Source organism: Rhodococcus sp. KRD197, from assembly GCF_017168235.1.
Classification (GTDB): Bacteria; Actinomycetota; Actinomycetes; order Mycobacteriales; family Mycobacteriaceae; genus Rhodococcoides.
In genome coordinates, this window is sequence record NZ_JABFAO010000010.1 from 25549 (window position 1) to 50259 (window position 24711).

Below are 24711 nucleotides of genomic sequence, written 5' to 3' on the forward strand. Positions count from 1 at the left end.
GACTCTCGGCTTACTTGTGTGATGTAAGTCACTGTCTACTCGTGGCTGGAAGGGAAGTCAACGGTTGATACGGGCGTGATCGTCGATCCATCGAAACCAGTCTTCCAATCCATCGCCGGTGGTCGCCGACGTCGGTATTAGTTCGATCTGCGGGTTTATCGACTTGGCGTGCTGTGCAAAGACGTTCATGTCGAAGTCGACGTAGGGCAGTAGGTCGATCTTGTTGACGACCACGAGATCCGCGGCGGCGAACATGTGCGGATATTTCAGCGGCTTGTCGTCGCCTTCCGTCACTGAAATTAGGACAACCTTGCCTTCCTCTCCGAGGTCGAACAGAGCGGGGCACACCAGGTTTCCGACGTTTTCGATGAACAGCAGCGACCCGGCCACCGGATCGAGCGTATCGAGGGCACGGCGCACCATGTCGGCGTCGAGGTGGCAGCCGGAGCCGGTATTGATCTGCACTACAGCGCTTCCCGCTGCCTCGATCCGGTTTGCATCGAGCAGTGTCTCCTGATCGCCCTCGATGACCGCGATCGGCCGCGATTCGACCAGCGCACGAATCGTCCGCTCCAGCAGCGTCGTCTTTCCAGCTCCCGGCGAGCTCATCATGTTGAACGCCGAGATCCCGCGCCCCGCCAACCAGCCGCGATTGCGTTCGGCAAGGAGGTCGTTCTTGGCGAGAACCTTCTGCTCGAGGGTGACGACCTCATGTGGGTGTTCGTGTGGGTGTTCGTGTTCGTGGGCGTGGGCGTGCTCGTGTTCGTGCGGGTGGCTGTGTTCTTGGGGGTGCTGGTGAGGGAGGGTGACGACGGGTCCACCGTCACCCTCGCATCCGCAGGTGGCGCACATGTGCATTCAACTCATTTCCATCGAGAGAATTCGGAGGTCTCGGCCGGCGAGCACGTCGACATCGGCGCTTCCGCACCGGCATAGGAGGATGGGATCGGCGAGGACGAACTCGATACCGCATGTCCGGCACAGAGCTCGTCCGTCTTCCTCGTCGATGTCGAGGCGCGCACCTTCCATGACCGTGCCCTCGGTGACGAGGTCGAAACAGAACTGCATCGAGTCGGGAATCAACGCGCACAAACGGCCCACGCGCACCCGCACACTGCTCACCGTTCTTCCGTCGGCCCGCTCGCAGACGGCGTCGACTATGCACTGCGTGATCGCAAGTTCGTGCATCACTTCATAGTGCGCTCGGTGCCGGTCGTGTGGTGTAGGAATGGGGACCCTCATTCGGGGGTAGTGGCGGGGGCGCCCGTGTCTCTAGCGTGGATGGCGATGGCGAGACGTGCGCCATACCTGCGCACGGTAGTGAGGAGTGACAATGACGGACGGAACAGCCCACGCGGCGTTCAAGCAGGCCAGGGATCGGTTGTTGGCCGCGCACGGAGACTACGACACGGCCGTGTCCACCTTCGAATGGCCCGAACTCGGTGACCGCTTCAACTGGGCCATCGACTGGTTCGACGCCATTGCCCGCGGCAACGACGCCACCGCGCTCTGGATCGTCGAGGAGGACGGGTCGGAGGGCAAGTACAGCTTCGATGCCGTCGCGCATCGGTCCGATCAGGTAGCGCGCTGGTTGGAATCCCTGGGCATCGGTCGCGGTGACTCGGTGATGTTGATGCTCGGAAACCAGGTGGAACTGTGGGAGTCGATGCTCGCAGTGATGAAGCTCGGCGCCGTGCTGATGCCGACGACCACCGCAATCGGCTCCGTGGATCTCACCGATCGCGTGCAACGCGGCCAGGCGAAGGCCGTCATCGTCAATCCCGCCGATGCGCCCAAGTTCGACGACGTCCCCGGCGACTACCTGAGGATCTCAAGCGGCGAATCCGAAGGCTGGATGGACTACCGGGCGGCCTACGAGATGCTGGACGCGCAGCCCTTCGAGACGGTGACCGCGCCCGACGATCGTCTGCTCCTGTACTTCACCTCGGGAACGACCAGCAAGCCCAAACTCGTCGAGCACACGCACGTGTCGTACCCCGTCGGGCACCTCACCACGATGTACTTCCTCGGCGTCGAACCGGGCGACGTGCACCTCAACATCAGCTCACCCGGCTGGGCCAAGCACGCATGGAGTTGCTTCTTCGCGCCGTGGATCGCCGAGGCCACGATCTTCGTCTACAACTACACGCGTTTCGACGCCGCAGCCCTTCTCGAGCAGATCCGTCGGGCCGAGGTGACAACGTTCTGTGCGCCGCCGACGGTGTGGCGCATGCTGATCCAGGCTGACATCTCCGGTGGCAAGGGCGCGTTGCGCGAGGCGATCGGTGCGGGTGAGCCACTCAACCCGGAGGTCATCTCCCATGTTCAGAAGCTGTGGGGCCTCAATATCCGTGACGGGTTCGGGCAGACGGAAACCACTGCCCTGGTAGCGAACACACCGGGTAGTGAGTTGAAGTTCGGTTCGATGGGACGGCCGCTGCCGGGCGTACCGGTAGTCATCGTCGATCCGGTGACCGGTGAGCTGGCCGATGAGGGCGAGATCTGTCTCGACCTGACGGTGAAACCGTTCAACTTGATGACCGGGTACCTCGACGACGCCGAACGCAACAAGCAGGTGATGGCGGGCGGTTACTACCACACCGGCGACGTCGCCTCGCGAGACGAGAACGGTTACATCACCTACGTGGGTCGCACCGACGACGTGTTCAAGGCCTCGGATTACAAGGTGTCGCCGTTCGAGCTCGAGAGTGTGTTGATCGAGCATCCGGCCGTGGCGGAGGCAGCCGTCGTACCTGCTCCCGACGAGACACGCCTGGCTGTGCCCAAGGCTTATGTTGCGCTCGCCGCCGGGTGGGAACCGAACGAGGACACGGCATTCGAGATCCTCAAGTATGCGCGTGAGCATCTGGCGCCGTATCTGCGTGTGCGCCGCCTCGAGTTCTTCGAGCTGCCCAAGACCATCTCCGGCAAAATTCGACGCGTGGAACTTCGCGCGCGTGAGGACTCCGGTCAGGTGTTGTCCGAAGAGTTTCGCGACGACCAGTTCGAGCGTCTCCGTATGTGAGTGGAAGTACGTGTCCTGCTATGTATTTCCGCTCACATAGGGGAGTGGCGGCCCAGGAACGGCGTCACGACGCCCAACACCTCCTCGCTTGCGGCGGGCGTGGTCGAGTGGTCGAATCCTTCGATGAGGTGGAACTGCGCACCGGGTACGAGGTCCGCGGCGGCACGCCCGGCGGCGAGCCGTTCTCGGTCCTCCGACCCGACGTAGAACAGGCACGGCAGATCGAAGCCGCGTAGGGCGTCGTCGGGGAGTCCGGGCTCGGCGTCGGATGCGCGGAAGTAGGCGGCCATGGCGTCGGTGTCGTTCGCAGCGAACGCAGCCCGGGTCGCGTCGTCGACCGGGAACATCCGATGCTCGTTCCATTCGGTGATGAACCCGTCCATTCCCCGCTCCGCCAGCACGTCCGCGCAACCGGGGAAGAACAGTCGATCGAACGCACCGGCCTGCGAACCGTGCGAACCTCCGCCGGCAATCAGGCTGTTCACGCGTTCGGGTGCGTGCGCGGTCAGCGTCAGCCCGGCCCTCGCGCCGAAGGAGTAGCCCCAGTAGTCGACCTTCTCGACGCCGACCGCGTCGAGGACGGCGGTGAGGTCACCGACCATGGAGCTCATCGAATATGCGTCGACCTCGTGGGGTTTGTCGCTTCGACCGTGCCCGCGCATGTCGACCAAGATCAGCGTCCTGTTCGGTCGTAGCACCTTGGCGTAGCCGAAGGTTCGCCAGATCACATGGGTCAACAGGCTCCCGTGTACCAGCATCAGTGGAGGGCCGGATCCGACTACCTGATAGCCGATTCGAACGCCGTCGGACGGGTTGGTTGCGTAGTCCATGCCATCCAGTGTGGACGATCCCAGTCGCCGTACGCGATCATCACTGATGAGCCCGTTGCTGAAACGCGTCGACGGCAGTTTCGACGGTGGGGTAGAAACGCGAGGTATCGAAGCTGCCGGCCGCGCCGAAACGGATCAGTCGGTCTTTGATCGGGCCCTTCATTTCTGCGAATACAAGTCGAATCCCCTGATCCTTCAGATACCGGTCGAGCTCGACGAGCTGGTCGACCGCGGTGGTGTCGAGGCCGGTGATGGGTTCCGCGGCGATGACCACCCACTCCGCTGGGGTTGGTTGGTGATGCACCACGGAGCGGATGTACCGGTCGAAGATGGTTCCGTTCGCGAAGAACAACGGGGCGTCGAACCGCACCACTGCCAGGCCAGGAATACGCTGCCCGTCCGGGTGGCGCTCGATATCGTGGTACCCGGGGCGGTCGGCCGTGCGGACGAGCTCTGTGCGGTACGGCTGCCACGCCCGCGCGATCACAGCGGCGAAGGACAACCCGATCGCGACGACGATGCCCTGAAGCACCCCGACAAGGGTGACCCCGAGGAATGCTGCTGCGGCGAGCCCGAATTCGATGCGGCTCATGTGCCACATGCGGACCAGTCCGCGGATGTCTATCAGTGCCGTCGCGGCTACGATGACCACCGCTCCGAGCGTCGCGTCGGGCAGGTAGGTGGTGACGCCTGGAGCGGCGAGGACGAAGACCAGCACAGCGAACGCGCCCACCACGCTCGCCAACTGCGTTTGGGCGCCGTTCTGTTCGGCCACAGGGGTTCGTGAACCGCTGGCAGAGATGGGGAATCCGCCGAACAGTCCGCTCGCCAGGTTGGACACGCCGATGGCTTTCATCTCGGTGCTGCCGTCGACGACGTGATTGTGCCGGGCCGCGAACGTACGGGACAGCACGCCCGTATCGGCGAAGGCGATCAACGCGATAGCGGCCGCCGGGGCGATGAGATGTCCGACGTCGCCCCAGCCGACACCGGAGAAGGACGGGAGCGGCAGTCCGCTGGGAATTGCCCCGACCATGGAGATGTCGTCGGTGAGATCGAAGACTGCCGAGACGATCATGGCGCCCACTACGGCCACCAGAATTCCTGGGATGCTGCGAAACAGTCTGCGAAACAGCACGATCACGGCAAGTGATCCGAAACCGACGGCCGCGGCGATCGGATCGAACTCGCGCGCCCACAGCGATTGCGCGACGTCGGCGATCTGTCCGAGAACACCGGACGCGTCCACGGTGAATCCGAGCAACTTGGGTATCTGACCGACGACGACGATGAGGGCGATTGCGTTGAGATAGCCGAGCCGGATGGGCTTGGAGAGCAGTTCGGTCACGAATCCGAGCCGGAGATAGCCGCCGGCGAGCAGGATGATGCCGACGAGGACACCGAGGACACCGGCCAGCGCCATCGCAGTTTGGGGATCATCGGTCACGGCCAGCGGTGCTATTGCTGCGGCGATGAGCGGAGCGAGCGACGAATCCGGGCCGAGGACCAGGATTCTGGACGGTCCGACTACGGCATAGACGAGTAGCGGCACGATGGTGGCGTACAGCCCCGCATAGGCGGGCAAACCTGCCGCCTGCGCGTAACCCATGCCTGCCGGGATGAGCAGGGCGGTGAGCACGAGACCCGCCGTGATGTCGTTTCGCAACCACTCACGGCGGTAGGTACGGGCCACCACAATTCCCGGCAGCCGGCCGACGCTTCCCGTCCAGGACACCTCCGGAAGCCTACAGCCGAATGCCGCAGCCGAGCTCTATTGGAGCTCTATCCACCTGGTCGGCTGCAGGTCGCGAAGGAACGGTAGGTCATGGCTGGCAACGACGAGTGCGCCCTCGTAGCTCGCCAACGCTTCGGTGAGGTGTTCCTTGCCGGGCACATCGAGGTTGTTGGTCGGCTCGTCGAGCAGGAGCAGTTTCGGCGCCGGATCCGCAAGCAGAATGCAGGCCAGCACCGCCCGCAGTCGTTCGCCGCCCGACAATGTCGATACGACCGCGTCTGCGTCGCTGCCGCGAAAGAGGAAGCGCGCCAGTTGGGCACGTATTCGTTCGTTGGATGCCGTTGGGGCGACATCCGCAACGTTCTCGGCGACGGTGCGTGTTTCATCGAACACGTCGAGCCGCTGCGGCAGGTACTGCCATGCCGTCGCAGGTTCCGAGGCGTGGATCTTTCCGAGCAGTGTCGTCTTCCCGCTGCCGTTCGGTCCGATCAACGCGATGCGCTCCGGGCCCACGATCTGCAGTGCTTCCGGTCCGGCGACTTCCTGCCCGGCATGCACTTTCGTGGCTGGTAAGTCGATACGAATCTGGCGATCCTCTCGCAACCGACCAACGGCAGTCTCGAGCGCCGCTTGCGCGTCGTCGACCTTCTCGAGGTGGGTGTTGCGGAGCTTGCCCGCCGACACCTGCGCCGCCCTCTTACGCAAGCCCATGACGATCTTCGGTTCCCGTTTCTGCTCGGCCATCTTCTTCCCGTATCGGAGCCGACGGTCCAATTTCGTTCGAGTGTCGATCAATTCGCGTTCCTGCTTGCGAACGTCGTTCTTGGCGTCGTGCAGTGCCGCCCGCGCGGCGTCTTGTTCGGCGTCGATGACGCTCCGGTAGTGCTCGTAGTTGCCGCCGAACATCCGCAGCTCGCTCGGCCCGCCTCGTTCTGCTCTCAGTTCGGCGATGGTGTCCACCCCGTCCAACAGCTCGAGATCGTGACTGCACACGATTGCTACGCCCGGAAAAGCCTGTAGGGCCTGGTGCAGGCGGGCACGTGCGTGCAGATCGAGGTTGTTCGTCGGTTCGTCGAGCAACAGCACCTCGGGCTCGGCGAGCAGCTCGGCCGTGAGGGCGAGCAACATCGATTCGCCGCCGGACAGGGTGCCGACGACGCGATCGAGATCGTCCCGGTCGGCGACGATGTGCCCGAGCCCGAGTTTGTCCAGCAAGGCCACGGCGCGATCCTCGGCGTCCCAGTCGGTGCCGACCTCGGCGAGGTCGTGCTCGGTTCCTTCGCCGGATTCGATGCGGTGCAACGCGTTCCGAAGCTCGCGTAGGCGCAGTATCTCATCGACGCGTCTGCCCGGTCGCAGTGCAATGTCCTGCGGTAGGTAGCCCAAGCGCCCCGGAATGGTGATGGAACCACGCTGCGGTGCCAGTTCGCCGGTGATCGATCTCAGCAGAGTGGATTTGCCCGCGCCGTTCGAACCGACGAGACCCGTTGTTCCGGAATGAAAAACGGCATTCAGGCCGTCGAAAACCTGGTCACCGTCGGGCCAGGTGAAGTCGAGGTCGGATATGCGCAGAGAAGTAGACATAGTTGCTCCCAGAGGTGTGCGTGCGCGCAGTCGATCTACGCAAGTGCAGGCGTCAGAACCTCTGAATGAGCAATGGCCTCTCCGAATCTCCTCGACAACAAGACAGAATCCAGGTTAACCCCCTGTCAATCGCGGACGCAACCGCTTTCACCTACGTGCGCCGCAGGTGACTCTTCGGGCATGATCGTGTTCGTGCACACGTCGAAGAAGTCGGTATCGGCCATCGCCGCTGTAGTGGCGCTCGTCCTCGCAGGCTGTGGTGATCAGGGCCCGGCCCAGCCGCAGACCACCGCCGAGCAGTTCGTCGACGCCATCAACAGCGGCGCAGCCGATGCCGCGGCCGCCCTCACCACCGACCCCGCAGCAGCCTCCGCAGCGTTGACGGGGCTTTACGACGGGCTCAGCGCCGGTGGCACCGTCACCGCAACTCCCGACTTCGCCGTCGACTCCACATCGGAGGAAACGGGGACGGTGAATCTCGACGGGACGTGGCGGTTCTCGACCACGACCGACGGAACGGAAGAGCCCGACGGCGAGCCCAAGCAGTGGCAGTACGACACCACCGGCACGGCCATCGAGACCGACCAGGGTTGGCGCATCGAGTGGAACCCGTCCATTCTGGCGCCGGGACTGGCCGCCGACTCCTCGATTCGGTACACAGCAACGGACGCGCTCGTGACCCCCAAGGTGTTCGACCGAGCGGGTGTCGAACTGATGTCGCAGCAGGTCGTCACACTGGTCAACGTCGATTCCACCGCTGATGCCGCAACGGTGGCGGCGTACATCACCCCGATCGTCCCCGGCATCACGGCCGAATCGATCGCATCGAACCAAGCCGCAGCGCAGGGCAACACCACGACAGTGGTCACCCTCCGCCAATCGGACATCGATCCGATCGCCGCACAGCTGACCCAAGTCCCCGGCGTCACCCTGGCCCCGCAGACGCGGCTGCTGACTGCCGACTCCGAGCTCAGCTCGCCTGCGCTGAACGGCGTCGCCGACGTGTGGCAGCAGCGAATCGACGAGAACAAGGGCTGGGCGATCCAGTCGGTGGCAGCAGACGGAAGCGCCGATCGACTGGCCGGAGTCGACGCGAGCCCAGCGCCCGACATCGCCACCACGCTCGACGCCGAACTCCAACGCAAGGCCGACGAGGCGTTGGCGCCACTGGGGCAGCAGGCCGCGATCGTGGCGCTGCAGCCGTCGACCGGTGAGGTGCTGGCCGTTGCCCAGAACAACGCAGCCGACGCGCAGGGCGACATCGCCCTGACCGGCCTCTACCCGCCGGGCTCGACCTTCAAGACCGTGACGACATCGGCCGCGCTCGAAGCGGGCATCGCCACCCCGGACACTGTTCTACCGTGCCCGAGCACCGAGAACATCGAAGGCCGACAGATTCCCAACGACGACAACTTCGACCTCGGCGAAGTCCCGCTCCGAACAGCCTTCGCGGCATCGTGCAACACGACGATGGGACGGCTCGGCGCAGGACTCCCCGCCGACGCCCTCGCCCAGTCCGCACTGCGGTACGGACTCGGCGTCGACTACGTGACGCCCGGCCTCACCACCGTCACCGGCAACGTCCCATCCGCCGAGACCCCGGCGCAGCGCGTCGAATGGGCAATAGGTCAGGGGCAGGTGACGGCATCCCCGTTCGGAATGGCCCTCGTCGCGTCGTCCATCGCCGCAGGCGCCCTCAACGCGCCGACGCTCATCGACGGCCAACCCGGCACCGGTGACACCACCCCGGAACCCGTCGACCCTCAGGTGGCCGAGCAGATCCGCATGATGATGCGTGAAACCGTCACCTCCGGAACTGCGACCCAACTGCAGGACATCCCCGATCTGCTCGGCAAGACAGGCACCGCGGAGTTCGGCCTGAACAACGAGGGAGCCCACGGCTGGTTCATCGGGATTCAAGGCGATCTCGCGTTCGCAGTGTTCGTCGCGGGCGGACAGAGCTCGGCCCCCGCCCTCGAAGCCGCCGGACGCTTCCTGCGCTAATCGGCCGGGCCCGGCGTAGCGCAATCGTGACCGTAGCGTAGGGCTCCCGTGCTTGTTACTGGTGTGACAACAGTGAACATTGTGATCATGAGTCGTGTGAGGCATTCGGTCGGCGGTCGAATTCGCGGTCGATACGTGGTTGCAGTGGGCGCCAGTTTGGCCCTGACCAGCACCATGGCGCTGTGGACGATGGAGGAACCGCAGAGCGAGGCCGAGAACATGGCCGCCGCCTTCGTCGATGCTCTCAACAAGCGCGACATCGCAGCTGCTGCCGCGATGACGACGTATCCCAATGCCGCGGCCGCGAGCCTGACGCAGATGTTCGACGGCTTGGCCGCCGATGGGGCGTCGACGAGTGAATTCGAGCTCGGGCAGTTCGTCGACCTCAGCGACGAGTCCGGATTCTTCACGTTGGACTCGGACTGGAATTTCGGCGAGGGCAAGGACTGGCAGTACTCGACCCGGGGCAGCGCGAAGAAGCTCAGCGTGGGGTGGCGAATCTCGTGGGAACCCGATGTTCTCGCTCCCGATCTGCTCCCCGACAATTCGGTGAGATACGTCCGCACCGACGCCGCGCCGCCGCTCGTGTTCGACGCCGCGCAGAACGTTCTCATGAACGAACGCACCATCAACGCCATTCTGCTCGACCCCGCCCAAACGCCGGATCCAGCTGCCTCGGCAGCGCAGCTCGCGGACGTGATCGACGTCGTCGCCCCACTGATCACCGCCGACTCGATGCTGTCCGAGCTGGCCGCATCCGCCGGGAACTCGATCCTCGCCGTCAATCTCCGAGACGACGATTTCGCAGTGCTCGAGGACGATCTGCGGGCGATTCCCGGTGTCGTCGTCACACAGACACCGAAGCTGATCGCGGGCGATCGCCGGATCACCTCACCTCTGCTCGACTCCCTCCGCTCGGCGTGGCAGCAGAACCGCGACGCCACCGCAGGTTGGGCCGTCGATGTGGTGAACGGCGACGGGTCGCTGACGCGTCAGGCGGGCTTCCAGGGCCCGGGAGGGCCGGACCTGCACGCCACCCTCGATCCACGTATCCAACTCGCGGCGGAGGAAGCCGTGGTGAGCGTCGGGACGGCCGCGTCGATCGTCGCCATCGCCCCGTCCACCGGCGCCATCGTCGCCGTCGCGCAGAACAGTTACGCAAACGAGCAGGGACAGATCGCGTTCTCGGCGATGTACCCGGCGGGTTCGCTGTCGGATCTGCTGGCGGCCGGCGGCGTCGACGCGTCCGGCGTCGGATTGGGTGTGAACTATGCGATGCCGGGCCTCGACGCGTACACCGGATCGGTCCCGTCGGGCAACAGTGCCGTCGAGCGGATCCGAACCGTCGGCAATGAAACGCTCGAATTGTCGGTAACACCATTCGGACTCGCCCAGTTGGGCGCCACGATCGCCCGGGGAGCCGCGCCGGTTCCGTCCATCGTCGTCGGCCAGCCGGCCGCGCCGGACACCGATCCCGGCACTGTGGCCCCGGCTGCGCTGGCGAATCTGCGGACACTGCTGCAGAACTCGTCGCACGATCGTGGACTGGGCGGTTACGCCGGTCTCGCTGGGTTCGCCGGCGCCAGCGTCGACGACAGGTGGTTCATCGGCAGCCGTGACGACCTCGCGTTCGCCGTGTACATCGAGGACGCGGGTGACGACGACCAGGCGGTGCGGATGAGCACCAAGCTGCTCGACGAGATCGCCTCGGGCAGTACCGAGTAGGCGACCGCCAACGCAAGCGGGGTAGCTTTAGCCCTCGTGACCCTGCTCGCATTCGGACTCCTCGTCGTCGCCGGATTCTTCGCCGGCCTCGTCGGATTCGTGACGGGTTTGGCCTCACTGGTGTCCTATCCCGCGCTGCTCGCTGCGGGTCTGAGTCCCGTCGCCGCGAACGTCACCAATACGGTCGCTCTGGTCGCGGCGGGTGTCGGGGCGACGACCAATGCGTCGAGCGAGATCGCCAAGGACGGCAGGCAGCTGATTCGCGTGGGGATCGTATCGGCGGTCGGTGGTCTGGTCGGCGCGATCGTGCTGCTCACCGCGCCTGCCGGGTCGTTCGAAGCGGTGGTCCCTTTCCTTGTGGCATTCGCTGCCATCGCGCTACTGCTGCAGCCCAGATTGCGAAACTTGGCCGGGACCAAGAAGTTTCCGACGCTCTATCCTGTCGCCCTGTTCTTCGTGGCGGTGTACGGCGGCTACTTCGGCGCCGGGGCAGGAGTGATCTTCCTGGCGCTGGCGTTGATCTGCACGTCCGACTCCATTTGGCGTGCAAGCATCCTCAAGAGCTTCCTGTTGGGGATCGCCAATCTCGTCGCGGCGATCTTCTTTGCCTTCTCCGGTGACGTGAACTGGTTGGCGGCCCTTGCTCTGGCGATTGGCGCATTCGTCGGCGGGTACTCCGGACCCCCGGTGGTGAAGGTCATTCCGCCGAATTTTCTGCGCCTTGCCGTCGCATTTCTCGGTCTCGGACTCGCTGCCTGGCTGCAGTTCGCGTGAACTAGCGCACGCCGCTCATCATCTTCTTGATCCACGGCGTGAGCGCAACGAGGACAACGGCAACGGCGAGAGACGCGCCACCGACGCTGTAGAAGAACGGATTCGGGTTGTCCTGGTCGTAGTAGCCGGCCAGTGTGCCGGCCATCGCCGAACCCAATGCGACGGAGAGGAAGAACAGCGCGACCATTTGGGTGTGGAAGTTCTTCGGGGCGAGCTTGGTCGAGAGCGACAGTCCCACGGGGGACAAGAACAGCTCGGCGAAGGTGAACATCAGCAGGATGCCGACGAGGGCGAGCAACGGCATGCTGTTGCCGGCCAGCGAGGGTACGAATGCGAGGAAAGCCAGGCCCATGATCCCGACGCCCGCCGCGAACTTCAGCGGTGTAGACGGTTGGCGATCACCCAGTTTCGTCCAGACGGCCGCGAACACACCCGCGAAGATGATGATGAAGATCGGATTGATGGACTGCACCCAGTTCGGGGGAAACTCCCACCCGAACAGGTTGCGATCGAGCTTCGAAGCGGCAATGAGCGGGACCGTCGTGAACTGCTGCTGAAACAGCGACCAGAACGCGGCGCTGGCGATGAACATCGGGATGAACGACACGACGCGGCGACGCTCGATAGTGGTGATGTGCTTGCTCGAGAGAATGACGGCGAAATACCCGATGGCGGCGATCACCGTTACTCCGACAACGATATCGGACATATTGGACGCCGTGATCGCGCCGAACACCGACAGCAGCGCGACGACCACGATGGCGGCGACGCCGATGGCTCCCCACTTGATGCGCTGATCTGCGGGCAGCGGATTCGAGGGGGACGCGCCGATACCGTGCAGGTGCTTGCGCCCGAGTGTGTACTGGATCAAACCGGCCGCCATACCGATTGCTGCGAGACCGAAACCCGCATGGAATCCGAACGTATCCCAAGCGAGTCCGGTGAGCAGGGGTCCGACGAACGCGCCGATGTTGATGCCCATGTAGAACAGTGAGAACCCGGCGTCGCGACGATTGTCGTGCTCGCCGTACAGATCGCCGACGAGCGATGTCGCGTTGGCTTTGAGTCCGCCGCTACCGAACGCGACGAGGACCAAACCCACACCCACACCCAGCAATCCGGGCAAGACGGCCAAAGCGATGTGACCGAACATGATCATCACGGCGCTGTAGAACAGTGTGCGCTCGGACCCCAGCAACCGGTCGGCTACCCATCCGCCCAGAATCGTCGACAGATAGACGGTGCCGCCGTAGGCGCCGACGATGGACGTCGCAGAACTCTCCGCGAGTCCGAGGCCACCATCGGACACCGAGTAGTACAGGTAGTAGATGAGGATGCCTTGCATCCCGTAGAACGAGAAGCGCTCCCACATCTCGACACCGAAGAGATTCGCCAGAGCGAACGGCTGCCCGAAGAACGCGGTGTCCTGCTTGTTGTGCACGTCGGCCATCTGTGAACTGTTCCATGCCGATGGGTGTTCCGGCAGGCCGATGGGGCTACTTTTTCGTTACAAGTAACAGTCTGGCGAGCGCGCGCCATCCGAACAGGAAGATCGCGAGGACCGTCGACGCCACGAGGACGAAGCTGAACGCAGTTCCCTGCCCGCTGACCACACGCAGGATCATGCCGACGGCGACCGTCGAAACCCAGACGACGATGCCCGTCGGGACGATCAGGTAAGCGTCGAATTTGTCGCGGTAGAGCGCCCAGGTGGCAACCCAACCGACGACGGCTCCGGTGACGAAAGGCCATGCGGTGGTGGCGAGGCCCGCCACGGCATTCGCTTCGTCGTGACTTCTTCGTCCGATGGCGCAGAAGACGACGACGAGGACGAGATCGACGACGGCGGCGATGATGGGGCTTCGCTTGCTCACCGGTCCCACAATAGAGAACGGGCCCGCGGACGTATCGTTCCGCGGGCCCGTTCGGCCGTGCCAAGAGTGGTGACTAGGAGGCCTGGCCGGCTTCGATCTCCAGGGTGAGGGTGATCTTGTCGCCGACGACAGCGCCGCCGCCCTCGAGGGGCATGTCGATGCTGATGCCGAAGTCACGACGGTTGATGGTGGTGGTTGCCTCGAACCCGGCGACCGGTCCCGCGCCCATGCCCGGGTTGACCCCGTTGAACTCGAGCTTCATCTCGATGGACTTGGTGACGCCGTGCAACGTGAAATCACCCGTCAGGACGAAGTTCTCGCCACTGGGCTTGACCGAGGTGGAGGTGAACGTCGCGGTCGGGAACTTCTCGACCTCGAAGAAGTCGGCGGTCTTGAGGTGGCCGTCGCGCTGCTCGTTGTCGGTGGTGATGGATGCGACGTCGATCTCGGCGTTGACGGACGGTGTTCCGTCGGCGGCGACGGTGATCGTGCCGCTGAATTTCTGGAAGCGTCCCCGGACCTTGCTGACCATGAGGTGGCGAACCGAGAATCCGACCGTCGAGTGCGTGGCGTCGATGTTCCAGGTGCCGGCCGAGAGTTCGGGCAAAGCGATGGCGGTGGTCATGGGAGCTCCTTGGGTTGAAGGTTCAAGCGGTATATGAATACTAAACGGACCGGGGTCCGGATGTATTCCGCGGGCGTAAAATGTGACGGAGAACACATGCATTTGGTGACCGAATGTCACATTGGCTCACCCACGAGTGAGCGAATGGCCCCCTCGCACACTCAGAGTGACCGACTGTGACATTCGCTCCGAAAAAGCCGGGCAACCGAAACTACAACCTTCAAGCAGTTTCGGGGTCGGCCCTGTCTGCGCGCTGCTCGGCGTCGCTGCGGGAGGCGTGCAGTTCGCTGGTTTCGCGCCGTTGGAGTTCGAAGTCGTAGTCCAGATCCTCGTGCTGGTGCTTGCGGAAGAGCACCAGAAACACGATCCACCCGACGATGGCGACGAGGATGAAACTGATAGCGCGGTAAACGAAGGCGGCTGCCACAGCCTGGGACGCGCTGATCGAGGCAGCGCTGGTGAGCAGTGCGATGAGGGTGGCGTCGACGACGACGAGTCCACCGGGTGCGAGCGGGACCGATCCGACTGCCTTGGCCGCCGCGAACGCGAACAGTAGCCCGGACAATCTGGGATCGGCGCCGACGGCGTAGCAGGCGAAGCCCAGGCAGGCCACATCCGCGAGACGGTGGACCACCGACCACGTCAAGGTCAGGCCCGCATCGCGCGGGCCGAGCCGGACGAATCGAACCTGCTCGATGATTGCGTCGACGCGTTCGCGGCCGATGTCGGGTGCTTGGTTTCGGAAGTTGTTGATCTTGCCGAGCACCCACCCGGCTGCGCTACGGATCGACGATGGATGCGCGGAGACGTACCGCACGGCGAACACGATCGCGAGCACGCCCGCGATCGGTACGACGAGGGTGAAGGTGTTGACCGATCCGCCGACGAGCAATGCGCCGGCGACACCGAGCAGAGCGAGTCCCGACGCGGCGATGACCCCGGAGATCGCGAGCTGCCAGGACGCGACGACGGGGCTTGCTCCCCATCGACGGGTCTGCCGGTAGGTGAAGGCGGTGGAGAACACCTGGCCGGCGGGGAGCGTCAGCGACATCGCTGTGCTTCCGTAGATGACGGCCACCGATTTCGCCTGCCGCACGCGTACCCCGGCTGCGGACATCAGCTGCTTCTGGACTCGGCCGAAAGCGCTCAGTGACAGCGCCTGCGTGACGATGCAGCCGGCGACCCACCCCCAGTGGATTTCGGTCAACGCCTGCCAGGATTCGTGCAGCCGCGGCCACAGGTAGATTCCTTCAGCAACGAGCAGGGCGAGCAATGCGATCCCAGCGGCCCACTTGAGCCAGCGAAGACGATTGTGTTTGCGTTTGCGGGGTGCATCGGCCACACGCTCGGGTCTGGGTTCGGCCACCTTCACAGGGTAACCACTACCGGGCCCGGCTCAAGGACGCTCCACCGGCCAAGCCAGGTGGGTGAGCCGACGCCGGCCTCGCAATTGAACCTGATCGCCGAGCTCCCAGTGTTCCTGCTCCTCGTCGCTGGCGAAGTAGACCGCCGAGGTCGACGCGAGCACTCGGCCCGGGCGTAGTTTCGCCAATTCGGTCAAACGGGACGCCTCGTTGACCGGATCGCCGATGACGGTGTATTCGAAGCGTTCCTTGGCGCCGATGTTCCCGGCGACGGCGAGCCCCGCAGAAACGCCGATGCCGATGTCGAGACCGGTGATGTCGTTGAGTGCGAATCGCAGGTCACGGGCTGCTGCGAGCGCCGCCGTCGGAGCATCGGGGCGATCCAGCGGCGCACCGAAGATCGCGAGCGCGGCGTCACCCATGAATTTGTTGACGAATCCGTGGTGCTTGTCGATCACATCGACGACGACACGAAAGAACTCGTTGAGCAACACCACGACATCGCCCGGCGGACGTTCCGACGCCGTCGCCGTCGAGCCGACCATGTCGACGAACAGGACCGCGACGAAGCGCGTCTCGCCGCCCAGTTCGGTACCGAATTGCAATGCGCGTCGCGCTACGTCCTCGCCGACGTGCTGGCCGAAGAGCTCGCGGAGAACGCGTCTTTCGGCGGACTCCTCCATCATGCGGTTGAAGCCGACCTGCAACCGGCCGATCTCGCTGCCGTCGAACACCTCGACCTCGACGTCGTTGTCACCTCGTTGAACGCGTTCTATGGCGCGACGCAACTGGCGGATGGGATCGGAAATCTGACTCGCGGTGAGCATCGACAGGATGAACGCCTGACCGATGGCCAGCACGCTCAGCAGAATGATGGCGATCGCCAACGCGTTGGTGGAGAACACGAGGTCGGTGGTCAACTGCGTCACGCACAGCAAAATGATGCCGATGACGGGCATCAACGTCCCGAGGCCCCAGGTCATCGCCATTCGGGTGCCGACGCCGGGGGTCAAGGTGCGATCGAAACGCCCCTCGCTCAGCGCCATTGCGGCGACAGGTCGCAGGATACGTTCGCCGAGCATGTAGGTGAAACCGAAAGTCACGGTCGCAGCCATCACGACGGTGACGATGACCGCGACGGCCAGGGATGGCATCTCGCTCACGGTGAGGACCACGAAGATGAAGCCGCCGATCACCCACAGGATGGAGTGGACGATGGCCTGCCTCAGTGGTGCGTGCAGTGTCGTCATCTGCTCTCGGCGCGTCGGCGGGCCGCCGCGCAGCTGCCAGCGGACCACCGTCCGCAGCATCACTGCCGCGTAGTAGAGACTGATCGCCCCTGCGAGCACGAGATAGGCGCCGAAAATATAGACGTTGCGCACCCGGTCGGCGACGATGGGCTGCGACTCCTCGAGCGGCAATCCGTAGCGAACGAACGCGAACACCAGCACCGCGCCGAAGAGATTCGACAGCAGCATCGAGAGCATATAGAGCGGCCAGCGACTCCTCAGAGTGAGCGAGACCGCTCGGTAGGATGCCAGCACAGGTTAAATTTACCGGGTGACCGAACGCGAGCCGCAGGCAGAAGCGTCGAAGGTACTTTCGGGCTCCCCCGGAATACGTCCTTCGCCTGCTGAGGCGGTACATCCGTACGTTCGAGTCGCCGCCGAGTGGACGTGGCGCCTGCTTGTCCTGTTCGCCGGATTCCTCACGTTCTGCTACGTCGTCGTCCAACTCGACATCGTGTTCGTGCCGCTCGCCATCGCCCTGTTGGCGTCGGCGATGCTGCTGCCTCTCGTCGACTGGATGCACCGCCGTCGCGTTCCCCGCGCCGCCGCCGTCGTCATCGCGATCATCGCGAGCATCGGTGTCGTCGCGGGCATCATGACGTTCGTCGTCGAACAGTTCATCGAGGGCCTGCCCCAACTCGGAGATCAGATCACCGCCTCGGTCACCGATCTCGAGGGGTGGCTTGCCCAAGGCCCGCTGCACATCAGCGAGGACCAGATTCGGCAGGCGAGCGACAACGTCGTCAAAGCCATCCAGGACAACCAGGCCGCAGTTACCAGCGGGGCGTTGTCCACCGCAACGGTCGTCGGCGAAATCCTGACCGGGACACTGCTGACGCTGTTCATCCTCATCTTCTTCCTGTACGACGGCAGCAAGATCTGGGAGTTCGTCACCCGCCTCGCCCCGAGGTCAGCGAGACGCCGGGTCCGGATTGCGGGTAGTCAAGGCTTCAGGTCGCTCGTCGGATACGTGCGTGCGACGGTGGCGGTTGCTGCCGCCGACGCCGTCGGCATCGGGGTCGGCCTGGCGATACTCGGTGTGCCGTTGGCGCTGCCGCTGGCATCTCTGGTGTTCATCGGTGCATTCGTTCCGATTGTCGGGGCGCTCCTCGCCGGGTTCCTTGCCGTGTTCGTCGCCCTGGTGACCAAGGGTTTTCTGACCGCACTGCTGACGCTGGTAATCGTCGTGGCGGTGATGCAGCTCGAAGCTCACGTGCTGCAACCGCTGCTGTTGGGTCGAGCGGTGCGTATCCATCCGCTCGCGGTGGTGCTGGCGATCACGGTCGGTATCGTCTCGGCCGGAATCGTCGGGGGCCTGTTGGCGGTACCGATCGTCGCCCTCCTCAACACTGCGATCCGTTCTCTGCTCGCCGAGGACCCAGACGAGCTCGAGATACTCCCAGACGAGCTCGAGGTGCCGGACGGGCCCGAACCCGAAAATGATTGACCCCGTCACCCCGCTGTGGCGGGCCTCGCAGGCTTTTCGGCTGATCACCCTGGCCTACGCCGTCAGCTTCCAGATCGCATCTGTCGGCAACTACACCGATGCGCGGCTCAGCTGGGTCCTCGTCGCCACCATGGCGGTATGGACCGGTGTGTCGGCTGCGCTGTTGTCGCAGGCGACGGTAGCGCGGTGGAAGGTGGTGCTCGGCGATCAGGTCGTGGTGATCGCGTTGATGGCGTCGACCCGGTTGGTGGCCGAGCACGACTGGTACAGCTCGCATCAGACGTTGCCTACCACGCTGTGGGCCACCAACGCGGTGATCTCCGCGGCGCTCCTCTTCGGTCCCAAGGGCGGCATCGCCTCCGGTGTGATGCTGTCGCTGGTCAGTGCGATCGTGCGGGATCAGGTCGACGTCGACCTGTGGACCGACGCCACGGCTCCGGTGCTGATCTCGGTGGGGCTTGCGCTCGGCTTGGCGAGCAACACTGCTCGGCGGGCCCATGCGGAGCTCGAACGCGCGAGCAGATTGGCCGCCATCACCGAGGAACGAGAACGGCTCGCCCGCCAGGTACACGACGGGGTTCTGCAGGTACTCGCACTCGTACGTCGCCGCGGTTTCGAAATCGGCGGAGCGGCAGAAGAACTCGCTCAACTCGCCGGCGAGCAGGAAGTCGCGCTCCGGATGCTCATCTCGGAGCAGGGGGAGCCGTCGCGATTCGATGCCACCAGAACCGAGGTCGACCTTTCCGGCCTGCTGCGGCCGCAGGCCAGCACCACGGTGTCCGTGTCCACACCGCCCGATCCCGTGCTCGTCGACGGCCGTATCGCCGACGAGGTGTCCGCGGTGGTCTCCACAGCCCTGTCCAACGTCGCGCTGCATGCCGGACCCGGTGCGCGCGCTTACGTTCTGCTCGAGGACATGGGCGAGGAGATCATCGTCAGCATTCGCGACGACGGCCCCGGTATCGCCCCGGGGAGACTGGCCGAAGCGGTGGCCGAAGGTCGCATGGGAGTATCGAAATCACTGCTCGGTCGGGTGGAGATGCTCGGCGGGGTGGCCGCGCTGGATACGGACGAATCGGGAACGGAATGGGAAATTCGAGTACCGAAGGAGCCGACGTGAGCGGCGAGCACATTTCGGTCATGGTCGTCGATGATCACCCGATGTGGCGCGATGGCGTCGCCCGAGATCTCGAGGCGGCGGGGTTCGAGGTCGTGGCCACCGCTGACGGCGTCGATGCCGCGCGAAGGCGTGCCGGCGCCACCACCCCCGACGTCGTGCTCATGGACATGCATCTGCCCGACGGCAACGGGGCCGACGCGACCGCCGCGGTGCTCGCGGTCTCCGCGAACAGTCGAATTCTGGTGTTGTCGGCTTCGGCGGAGCGCGAGGACGTGCTCGACGCCATCAAGGCCGGCGCCACCGGTTACCTGGTCAAAAGTGCGTCCGCGCAGGATCTGTACGAGGCGGTACGCGCCACGGCTGCTGGCCAAGCCGTGTTCACTCCCGGCCTTGCGGGCCTGGTGCTGGGTGAGTATCGACGGATCTCGACGGCGCCCGACCAGAGCGACCATGTCGACACCCGCCCCACGCTGTCCGACCGCGAAACCGAGGTGTTGAGGCTGGTGGCAAAGGGGCTGAGCGCCAAGCAGATTGCCACCCGGTTGTCGCTCAGTCACCGCACCGTGGAGAACCATGTGCAGGCCACACTGCGCAAGCTGCACTTGGCCAACAGGGTCGAGTTGACGCGCTACGCGATCGAGAAGGGTTTGTGACTTCCCTCTTCAGGCAACCCTGACGCCATGACCGACACCGACAAGCCCGCCGCTTCCCAATCCGCTGATTCAGAACCAGTCGACACCACGGTCGACCCCACGCAGAAGACACGTGGCATGGACGCGGACACCGAGCAGAACGCCGACGAGCGTGGTGAAGCGATCCGCCAGTTCGACGATCACATGGACAGTGCCGGCGACGAGCAGAAGCTGCCCACACCGGACGCCGAGGATGTGACGGCCGACAAGACCGACCCGAAGGCGACGCAGCGCAGCGAGTAGATCAGGCTTTGACCAGCTGCATCAGGGCGATCTTCGCCACCGGCGCGTAGGGCAGCACCAGCAGCGGCGAGCCCTCGGCCGTCAACCAGGTCCGCGAACCGCCCGGCCGTGCCGTGACCGCATGGGTGAGTGTCAGTCCAAGCGCACGCTGCTGCCACCATGCACGCCATGTCCAGGTCCACTCGGTCTCGTCGACGTCGAGAATCTCGAAGTCGATGCGCACGCACAGCGGACCGTGCACTCGGCCGGTGGTGTCGGCGGTGAGGCGGTCGTGCTCGTAGTCGACACCCATGATTTGGGGCGCCCACTCCGGCCAGCGGTCCGGATTCATGTATCGCTCCCATGCGAGGGTGGCTGACGCCGATCCGGTGGCGTCGATGGTGGTCTGCATCGATAGCCGATACCCCGTACACGCCCGCGTGAACCGGCCCCGGATCGTCACCACCGGAGCAGGGAGAATTTGTCTGCTCGTGGCTGCGCGGTCATGCCGAGCCGTCATACTCGCGCCAATGCGCATCGTGCAGCTGGCGAACTTCTACGGTCCTCGATCAGGTGGCCTTCGGACAGCGGTCGATCAGCTGGGCGCGGGCTACACAGCGCGTGGGCACGAGGTGATCCTGGTGGTCCCGGGGGCCGAGGCGTCGGAAGAACTCCTCCCGACGGGCGTCCTGCGGATCACCGTGCCCGCGGTAGGTATCCCGTTCACCGGCGGATATCGAGCCGCGGACCCCCGCCGGGTCGCGGACGTGACGGCCGGGCTCTCGCCGGACGTGCTCGAGGTCTCCGACCGTCTGACACTTCGTGGGATGGGTGCGTGGGCGTCGCGACGCGGAGTCGGCAGCGTCATGATCTCGCACGAGCGGTTGGACAGGTTGCTGGGCCAGATACTCCCTGAACCGGCCGCGCGTGCCATGGCTGATGTCGCGAATGCTCGCACGGCCCGGTCCTACGACGAGGTGGTGTGCACGACTCGTTTCGCGCGCCGCGAGTTCGAGCGAATCGGCGCCGCCAACGTCAGCGAGGTACCGCTCGGGGTCGACCTCGATTTGTTCAATCCATCCCGCCGAGATCCACTGATCGCCTCCGCCTGGCGCGGCGACGCCGATTCTCTCCTCGTTCACTGCGGTCGACTCTCGGTGGAGAAGCATGTCGAGAGGAGTATCGATTCCATTGCTGCGCTGCACCATTCGGGCGCAAATGTCCGGCTCGTCGTGGCCGGCGACGGACCCCGCCGACCCGGTCTGGAGCGTCGCGCACGCGGCCTCCCAGTCGAGTTCGTGGGCTTCGTCGACGGCAGAGAAGAGCTCGCCTCGCTACTGGCCTCGGCCGATGTCGCATTGGCACCCGGCCCGCATGAAACGTTCGGGCTCGCGGCGCTCGAATCGCTGGCCACCGGAACACCTGTAGTGGTGTCGCGATCCTCGGCGCTGGCAGACATCGTCACCCCGGCGTGCGGTGGCCACTTCGACGACACCGCAGACGGATTCGCATGCGAGCTGTCGCGAGTCCTCGACATACCGACCGCGTCCCGACGGCGCGCGGCGCGAAGCCGTGCCGAGCAGTTCGGTTGGCCCGCCTCGGTCGACGGCATGCTCGCGGTTCTCGGATGTGGCCGCGTCGCCGATTGACCCCCGTCGTGGGCTTTTCGCCTATTGTGGGCTTCATGGAGGCGAGGAATTTGCGGGTGTCCGACGCGGAGAAGGAACATGTCGGTCAGCTGCTGCAACGCGCTGTCGGGCAAGGGATGCTCTCGCTCGGCGAGTTCACCGAGCGGATGGACACCGCGCTCGCGGCCAAAACTCGTGGAGAGCTGAACTCGGTGCTGATCGACCTTCCGGGTATGCAAGTCGCCGAAGAGCAGAGCCCGGTGAGCCCGAACCGACACCCTGCGCAGGCGAAGTACCCGGCGCAGACCCCGCACCCGGCTCAGCCCCAGTACCCGCCGCAGCCCCAGTACCCGCCGCATCAGGCTCGCACCTACGCACCGAACCACGTCGGTGGGTGGCACGACAGTCGCGCCGAGGCGATCCGGGGAACCATGTCGACCGTCACCCGCAAAGGACCGTGGAACGTCCCACGCGCCCTGTCGATCGAAAGCAAGCTGTCGACGGTGACCCTCGATTTCACCCAGGCCGTCATGTCCTCGCAGGTCGTCGAGGTCAGTATCGACGATTACTGCAGCACCGTCACGCTCGTCGTGCCCTCGGAGGCGACGGTCGACCTCAACGCCGTCGAAACGGTCGGCGGCAGTGCAAACAACAAGGTGCGCACGGGACCTCCGATCGGCCCGCTGCACATCGTCGTTCGCGGCAAAGTGAGATTCGGATCGATCACCGCCAAACACCCGTTCGGAACCTCGTTTCGCAAAATGCTCGGTCAGTGACACTCCTCGGTGAGTGACACTCCTCGGTGAGTGACACTCTGCGGAGAACCCCTACCTCGAATGAGTAGAACTACTCAGGCGCATCGGTGTGGTTCAGCGAATGATTCTCGGCATGTCCACTTACCGCGGTACCCAACTCGACCCGCACCTGGTGGCCGGATTGTCCGGTCAATTCGCCTCCCTCGGTGATCAGCTGCGGCGACTCTCCGGCGACCTCGGCGCCCTGCACGCGCAACTGGTGGCCCAGCCGGTCCAAGCACCCCCGCCGGTCCAAGCACCCCCGCCGGTCCCGGTACCCCGGCAGCCTCTGCCTCAGCAGGGACGCCCGCGGTGGGACACCGGCCCCCAACCGATGCCGCCACACTCCCGCCCCCGGGCTGAACCGGTGGTTACCCCTCCAGCGCGCCGCGTTGAGATGCGCGCGCCACGAGTAGAAAAGACACCGTGGTGGCAACGTGACGGCGTGATCAGCCGCGTCCTGGCCGTCGCCGGTGCGGGTGTGACTCTCGTCGGTGTCGTGATGCTGCTGATTCTGGCGGCGCAGGCCGGCTGGTTCGGTCCGGAACTGCGCGTCGGCGTCGGCGCAGTGTTCTCGATCGCCCTCGTCTACATCGGATCTCGCGTCTTCGGTGAACCCGGTGGTCGTGTCGGCGGGATCGCGGTCGCAGCCACGGGCATTGCCGGTCTCTACCTCGACGTGGTTGCGATGACGGTGATCTACGAGTGGCTGGAAACATCGATCGGTCTCGTTGCCGCGTTCGGCATCGCCGCCGCCGGTGTCGCGCTGGCGGTCTCGTGGCGATCGCAGGCCATGGCGGTACTCATTCTGACCGGGGTAGCACTCTGCGCGCCGGTGTTGACCGGAGGAATCACCCCGGCGCTGGTCTGCTTCTTCGCCGCGACGTTCGTGGCAAGTTTTGCCGCCCAACTGGGACGAGACTGGCCCATTCTGGGCGCCGTTCGTACGGTGCCGATCGTGGTGGTCTCGCTGATCGCCATCGCACAGGCCGGGTTGGGCGATATCTCCGACATCGATGCGCTGATCCTTCTCGTCGTCTCCGCCGTGGTAGCGGCATTCGGGCTCGGCAGCTCCGCCGCTCTGCTCCGTCGCAACAACGCCGACACCATGGCGACTGCCACGATAGGCTTTGCGGCTCTACCGATTCTGGCTGCTGGCACCATGTTCGGAACGTGGACGGCGTCCATCATCGAGTCGGCCGTGGCACTCGTTGCCGTCATCACGCTCGTCGCGCTGCGGTGGCTGCCGCGGAACGCCAGAGTGGTGCTCACGACCATCGGATCCCTGGCGCTGCTACAAGCGGTCCTCCTGCCGACGGCGGTCGACTATCGGCCCCTTGCACTGTTGGTCGTCGCTGCAGTGCTGGTCGTCGCCGCGCAGCGGTCGCGGTCACGGTTGGCCTATTTCACTTCAGCTGCCTTCGCGGCACTCGGGACGGTAGGATTTCTGCTGGTCAGTCCACCTGCCTCGGTGGTGGACTCCGCCCATGCTGCAGGTGGATACGGGGTGGTGCTTGCGGGATTCCTGCTGGTTGCGCTCGCGGTCGGAATGGTTCGAGTGGCAGCGGAATTGGAGATCGCCGACGCCAATCTCGGGGCCTGCTGGATCATCGCGGGACTCGTCGCGATCTACGCGAGCACCGCGGCAACCGTTGCGCTCGGTATCGCAGCCCTCGGCGGCGAGACCGGGTTCGTCGCCGGCCATTGCGCGGCGACAATCGCATGGATGGCGGCGGCGATGGCGTTGCTGGCGCTCGGTCTGCGCAGCGAAAAGTACGCGCATATCGCGCTCATGGCGGGTCTGTCATTGACAGCGGCATCGGTGGCGAAACTGTTTCTGTTCGACCTCGGTGCACTCGACGGAATGTTCCGAGTGGGAGCCTTCATCGTCGTCGGGTTGCTCCTACTTCTTGCGGGCACCCGGTATGCGCGCCGGTTCGCGCACGTGACCGAGGCCTCCAGCCCCGTGTAGCGGTCCG

The 24711-nt window shown here is 64.8% G+C and carries 22 protein-coding genes; 11 read left to right on the forward strand and 11 right to left on the reverse strand.

What is annotated here, in order from left to right; translation table 11 throughout:
- Window positions 1-57: 57 nt before the first annotated feature.
- On the reverse strand, window positions 58-852 hold the full coding sequence (gene hypB, locus J1M86_RS14990; protein WP_206510493.1) for a hydrogenase nickel incorporation protein HypB: 795 nt from the start codon (window positions 850-852) through the stop codon (window positions 58-60).
- A gap of 6 nt (window positions 853-858) precedes the next feature.
- Window positions 859-1188 carry a hydrogenase maturation nickel metallochaperone HypA gene (locus J1M86_RS14995; protein ID WP_075837794.1) on the reverse strand — a complete coding sequence of 110 codons (330 nt, stop codon included), beginning with the start codon at window positions 1186-1188 and terminating at the stop codon, window positions 859-861.
- A gap of 145 nt (window positions 1189-1333) precedes the next feature.
- Here J1M86_RS14995 and J1M86_RS15000 point away from each other — a divergent pair, with 145 nt between their 5' ends.
- On the forward strand, window positions 1334-3025 hold the full coding sequence (locus tag J1M86_RS15000; RefSeq protein WP_206510494.1) for an AMP-binding protein: 1692 nt from the start codon (window positions 1334-1336) through the stop codon (window positions 3023-3025).
- Between the two features lie 32 nt (window positions 3026-3057).
- Here the strand turns inward: J1M86_RS15000 and J1M86_RS15005 are convergent, their stop codons facing one another.
- Genes J1M86_RS15005 through J1M86_RS15015 form a run of 3 tightly spaced genes read right to left on the reverse strand, consistent with a single transcriptional unit; the run spans window position 3058 to window position 7174 of the window.
- On the reverse strand, window positions 3058-3855 hold the full coding sequence (locus tag J1M86_RS15005) for an alpha/beta fold hydrolase (RefSeq protein ID WP_206510495.1): 798 nt from the start codon (window positions 3853-3855) through the stop codon (window positions 3058-3060).
- A 40-nt stretch (window positions 3856-3895) separates the two neighbouring features.
- Window positions 3896-5590, reverse strand: a complete 1695-nt coding sequence (locus J1M86_RS15010; RefSeq protein ID WP_206510496.1) for a SulP family inorganic anion transporter — start codon at window positions 5588-5590, stop codon at window positions 3896-3898.
- A 36-nt stretch (window positions 5591-5626) separates the two neighbouring features.
- Entirely contained in the window at window positions 5627-7174 is a 1548-nt protein-coding gene (locus J1M86_RS15015; RefSeq protein ID WP_206510497.1) for an ABC-F family ATP-binding cassette domain-containing protein, read from the reverse strand.
- A 180-nt stretch (window positions 7175-7354) separates the two neighbouring features.
- On the opposite strand from J1M86_RS15015, the gene J1M86_RS15020 reads away from it, so the two are divergent.
- From J1M86_RS15020 to J1M86_RS15030, 3 genes are all read left to right on the forward strand, one after another.
- Complete coding sequence (locus J1M86_RS15020) at window positions 7355-9178, forward strand: penicillin-binding transpeptidase domain-containing protein (protein ID WP_206510498.1); 1824 nt, start codon at window positions 7355-7357, stop codon at window positions 9176-9178.
- Between the two features lie 87 nt (window positions 9179-9265).
- Window positions 9266-10903: an NTF2-like N-terminal transpeptidase domain-containing protein gene (locus J1M86_RS15025; protein ID WP_206510499.1), complete on the forward strand. Its 1638-nt coding sequence runs from the start codon at window positions 9266-9268 to the stop codon at window positions 10901-10903.
- A gap of 36 nt (window positions 10904-10939) precedes the next feature.
- Window positions 10940-11677 carry a sulfite exporter TauE/SafE family protein gene (locus J1M86_RS15030; protein ID WP_206510500.1) on the forward strand — a complete coding sequence of 246 codons (738 nt, stop codon included), beginning with the start codon at window positions 10940-10942 and terminating at the stop codon, window positions 11675-11677.
- Window position 11678: 1 nt separating this feature from the next.
- Here the strand turns inward: J1M86_RS15030 and J1M86_RS15035 are convergent, their stop codons facing one another.
- From J1M86_RS15035 to J1M86_RS15055, 5 genes are all read right to left on the reverse strand, one after another.
- A complete protein-coding gene (locus tag J1M86_RS15035; RefSeq protein WP_206510501.1) occupies window positions 11679-13127 on the reverse strand; it encodes a peptide MFS transporter in 1449 nt (482 codons plus the stop codon).
- 46 nt (window positions 13128-13173) lie between these two features.
- Complete coding sequence (locus J1M86_RS15040) at window positions 13174-13551, reverse strand: DUF3054 domain-containing protein (protein ID WP_075837880.1); 378 nt, start codon at window positions 13549-13551, stop codon at window positions 13174-13176.
- A 73-nt stretch (window positions 13552-13624) separates the two neighbouring features.
- Entirely contained in the window at window positions 13625-14176 is a 552-nt protein-coding gene (locus J1M86_RS15045; protein WP_206510502.1) for a YceI family protein, read from the reverse strand.
- 220 nt (window positions 14177-14396) lie between these two features.
- Window positions 14397-15542 (reverse strand): YbhN family protein, encoded by a 1146-nt coding sequence (locus tag J1M86_RS15050; protein WP_206510503.1) that lies wholly within the window; start codon window positions 15540-15542, stop codon window positions 14397-14399.
- Window positions 15543-15572: 30 nt separating this feature from the next.
- The gene (locus tag J1M86_RS15055; RefSeq protein ID WP_075837879.1) at window positions 15573-17027 is read right to left on the reverse strand and encodes an adenylate/guanylate cyclase domain-containing protein; all 1455 of its coding nucleotides are present in this window, start codon (window positions 17025-17027) and stop codon (window positions 15573-15575) included.
- 130 nt (window positions 17028-17157) lie between these two features.
- Here J1M86_RS15055 and J1M86_RS15060 point away from each other — a divergent pair, with 130 nt between their 5' ends.
- The 4 genes from J1M86_RS15060 to J1M86_RS15075 are packed head-to-tail and all read left to right on the forward strand — an operon-like array spanning window position 17158 to window position 20331.
- Window positions 17158-18276 carry an AI-2E family transporter gene (locus tag J1M86_RS15060; RefSeq protein WP_206510595.1) on the forward strand — a complete coding sequence of 373 codons (1119 nt, stop codon included), beginning with the start codon at window positions 17158-17160 and terminating at the stop codon, window positions 18274-18276.
- Entirely contained in the window at window positions 18269-19396 is a 1128-nt protein-coding gene (macS, locus tag J1M86_RS15065; RefSeq protein WP_206510504.1) for a MacS family sensor histidine kinase, read from the forward strand. The genes J1M86_RS15060 and macS overlap by 8 nt, the downstream gene beginning before the upstream one ends.
- A complete protein-coding gene (locus tag J1M86_RS15070; protein WP_206510505.1) occupies window positions 19363-20049 on the forward strand; it encodes a response regulator transcription factor in 687 nt (228 codons plus the stop codon). The genes macS and J1M86_RS15070 overlap by 34 nt, the downstream gene beginning before the upstream one ends.
- Window positions 20050-20076: 27 nt before the next feature.
- Window positions 20077-20331: an autophagy-related protein 2 gene (locus J1M86_RS15075; protein ID WP_206510506.1), complete on the forward strand. Its 255-nt coding sequence runs from the start codon at window positions 20077-20079 to the stop codon at window positions 20329-20331.
- Between the two features lies 1 nt (window position 20332).
- Here J1M86_RS15075 and J1M86_RS15080 read toward each other — a convergent pair whose 3' ends face one another.
- Entirely contained in the window at window positions 20333-20722 is a 390-nt protein-coding gene (locus tag J1M86_RS15080; protein WP_206510507.1) for a MarR family transcriptional regulator, read from the reverse strand.
- 118 nt (window positions 20723-20840) lie between these two features.
- On the opposite strand from J1M86_RS15080, the gene J1M86_RS15085 reads away from it, so the two are divergent.
- The 3 genes from J1M86_RS15085 (at window position 20841) to J1M86_RS15095 (ending at window position 24704) form a co-directional block, all read left to right on the forward strand.
- Window positions 20841-21959 carry a glycosyltransferase gene (locus J1M86_RS15085; protein WP_206510508.1) on the forward strand — a complete coding sequence of 373 codons (1119 nt, stop codon included), beginning with the start codon at window positions 20841-20843 and terminating at the stop codon, window positions 21957-21959.
- Between the two features lie 35 nt (window positions 21960-21994).
- Window positions 21995-22714, forward strand: a complete 720-nt coding sequence (locus tag J1M86_RS15090) for a DUF1707 domain-containing protein (protein WP_206510509.1) — start codon at window positions 21995-21997, stop codon at window positions 22712-22714.
- 112 nt (window positions 22715-22826) lie between these two features.
- Window positions 22827-24704, forward strand: coding sequence for a DUF2339 domain-containing protein (locus tag J1M86_RS15095; protein WP_241260129.1), 1878 nt, complete (start codon window positions 22827-22829; stop codon window positions 24702-24704).
- Window positions 24705-24711: the final 7 nt, after the last annotated feature.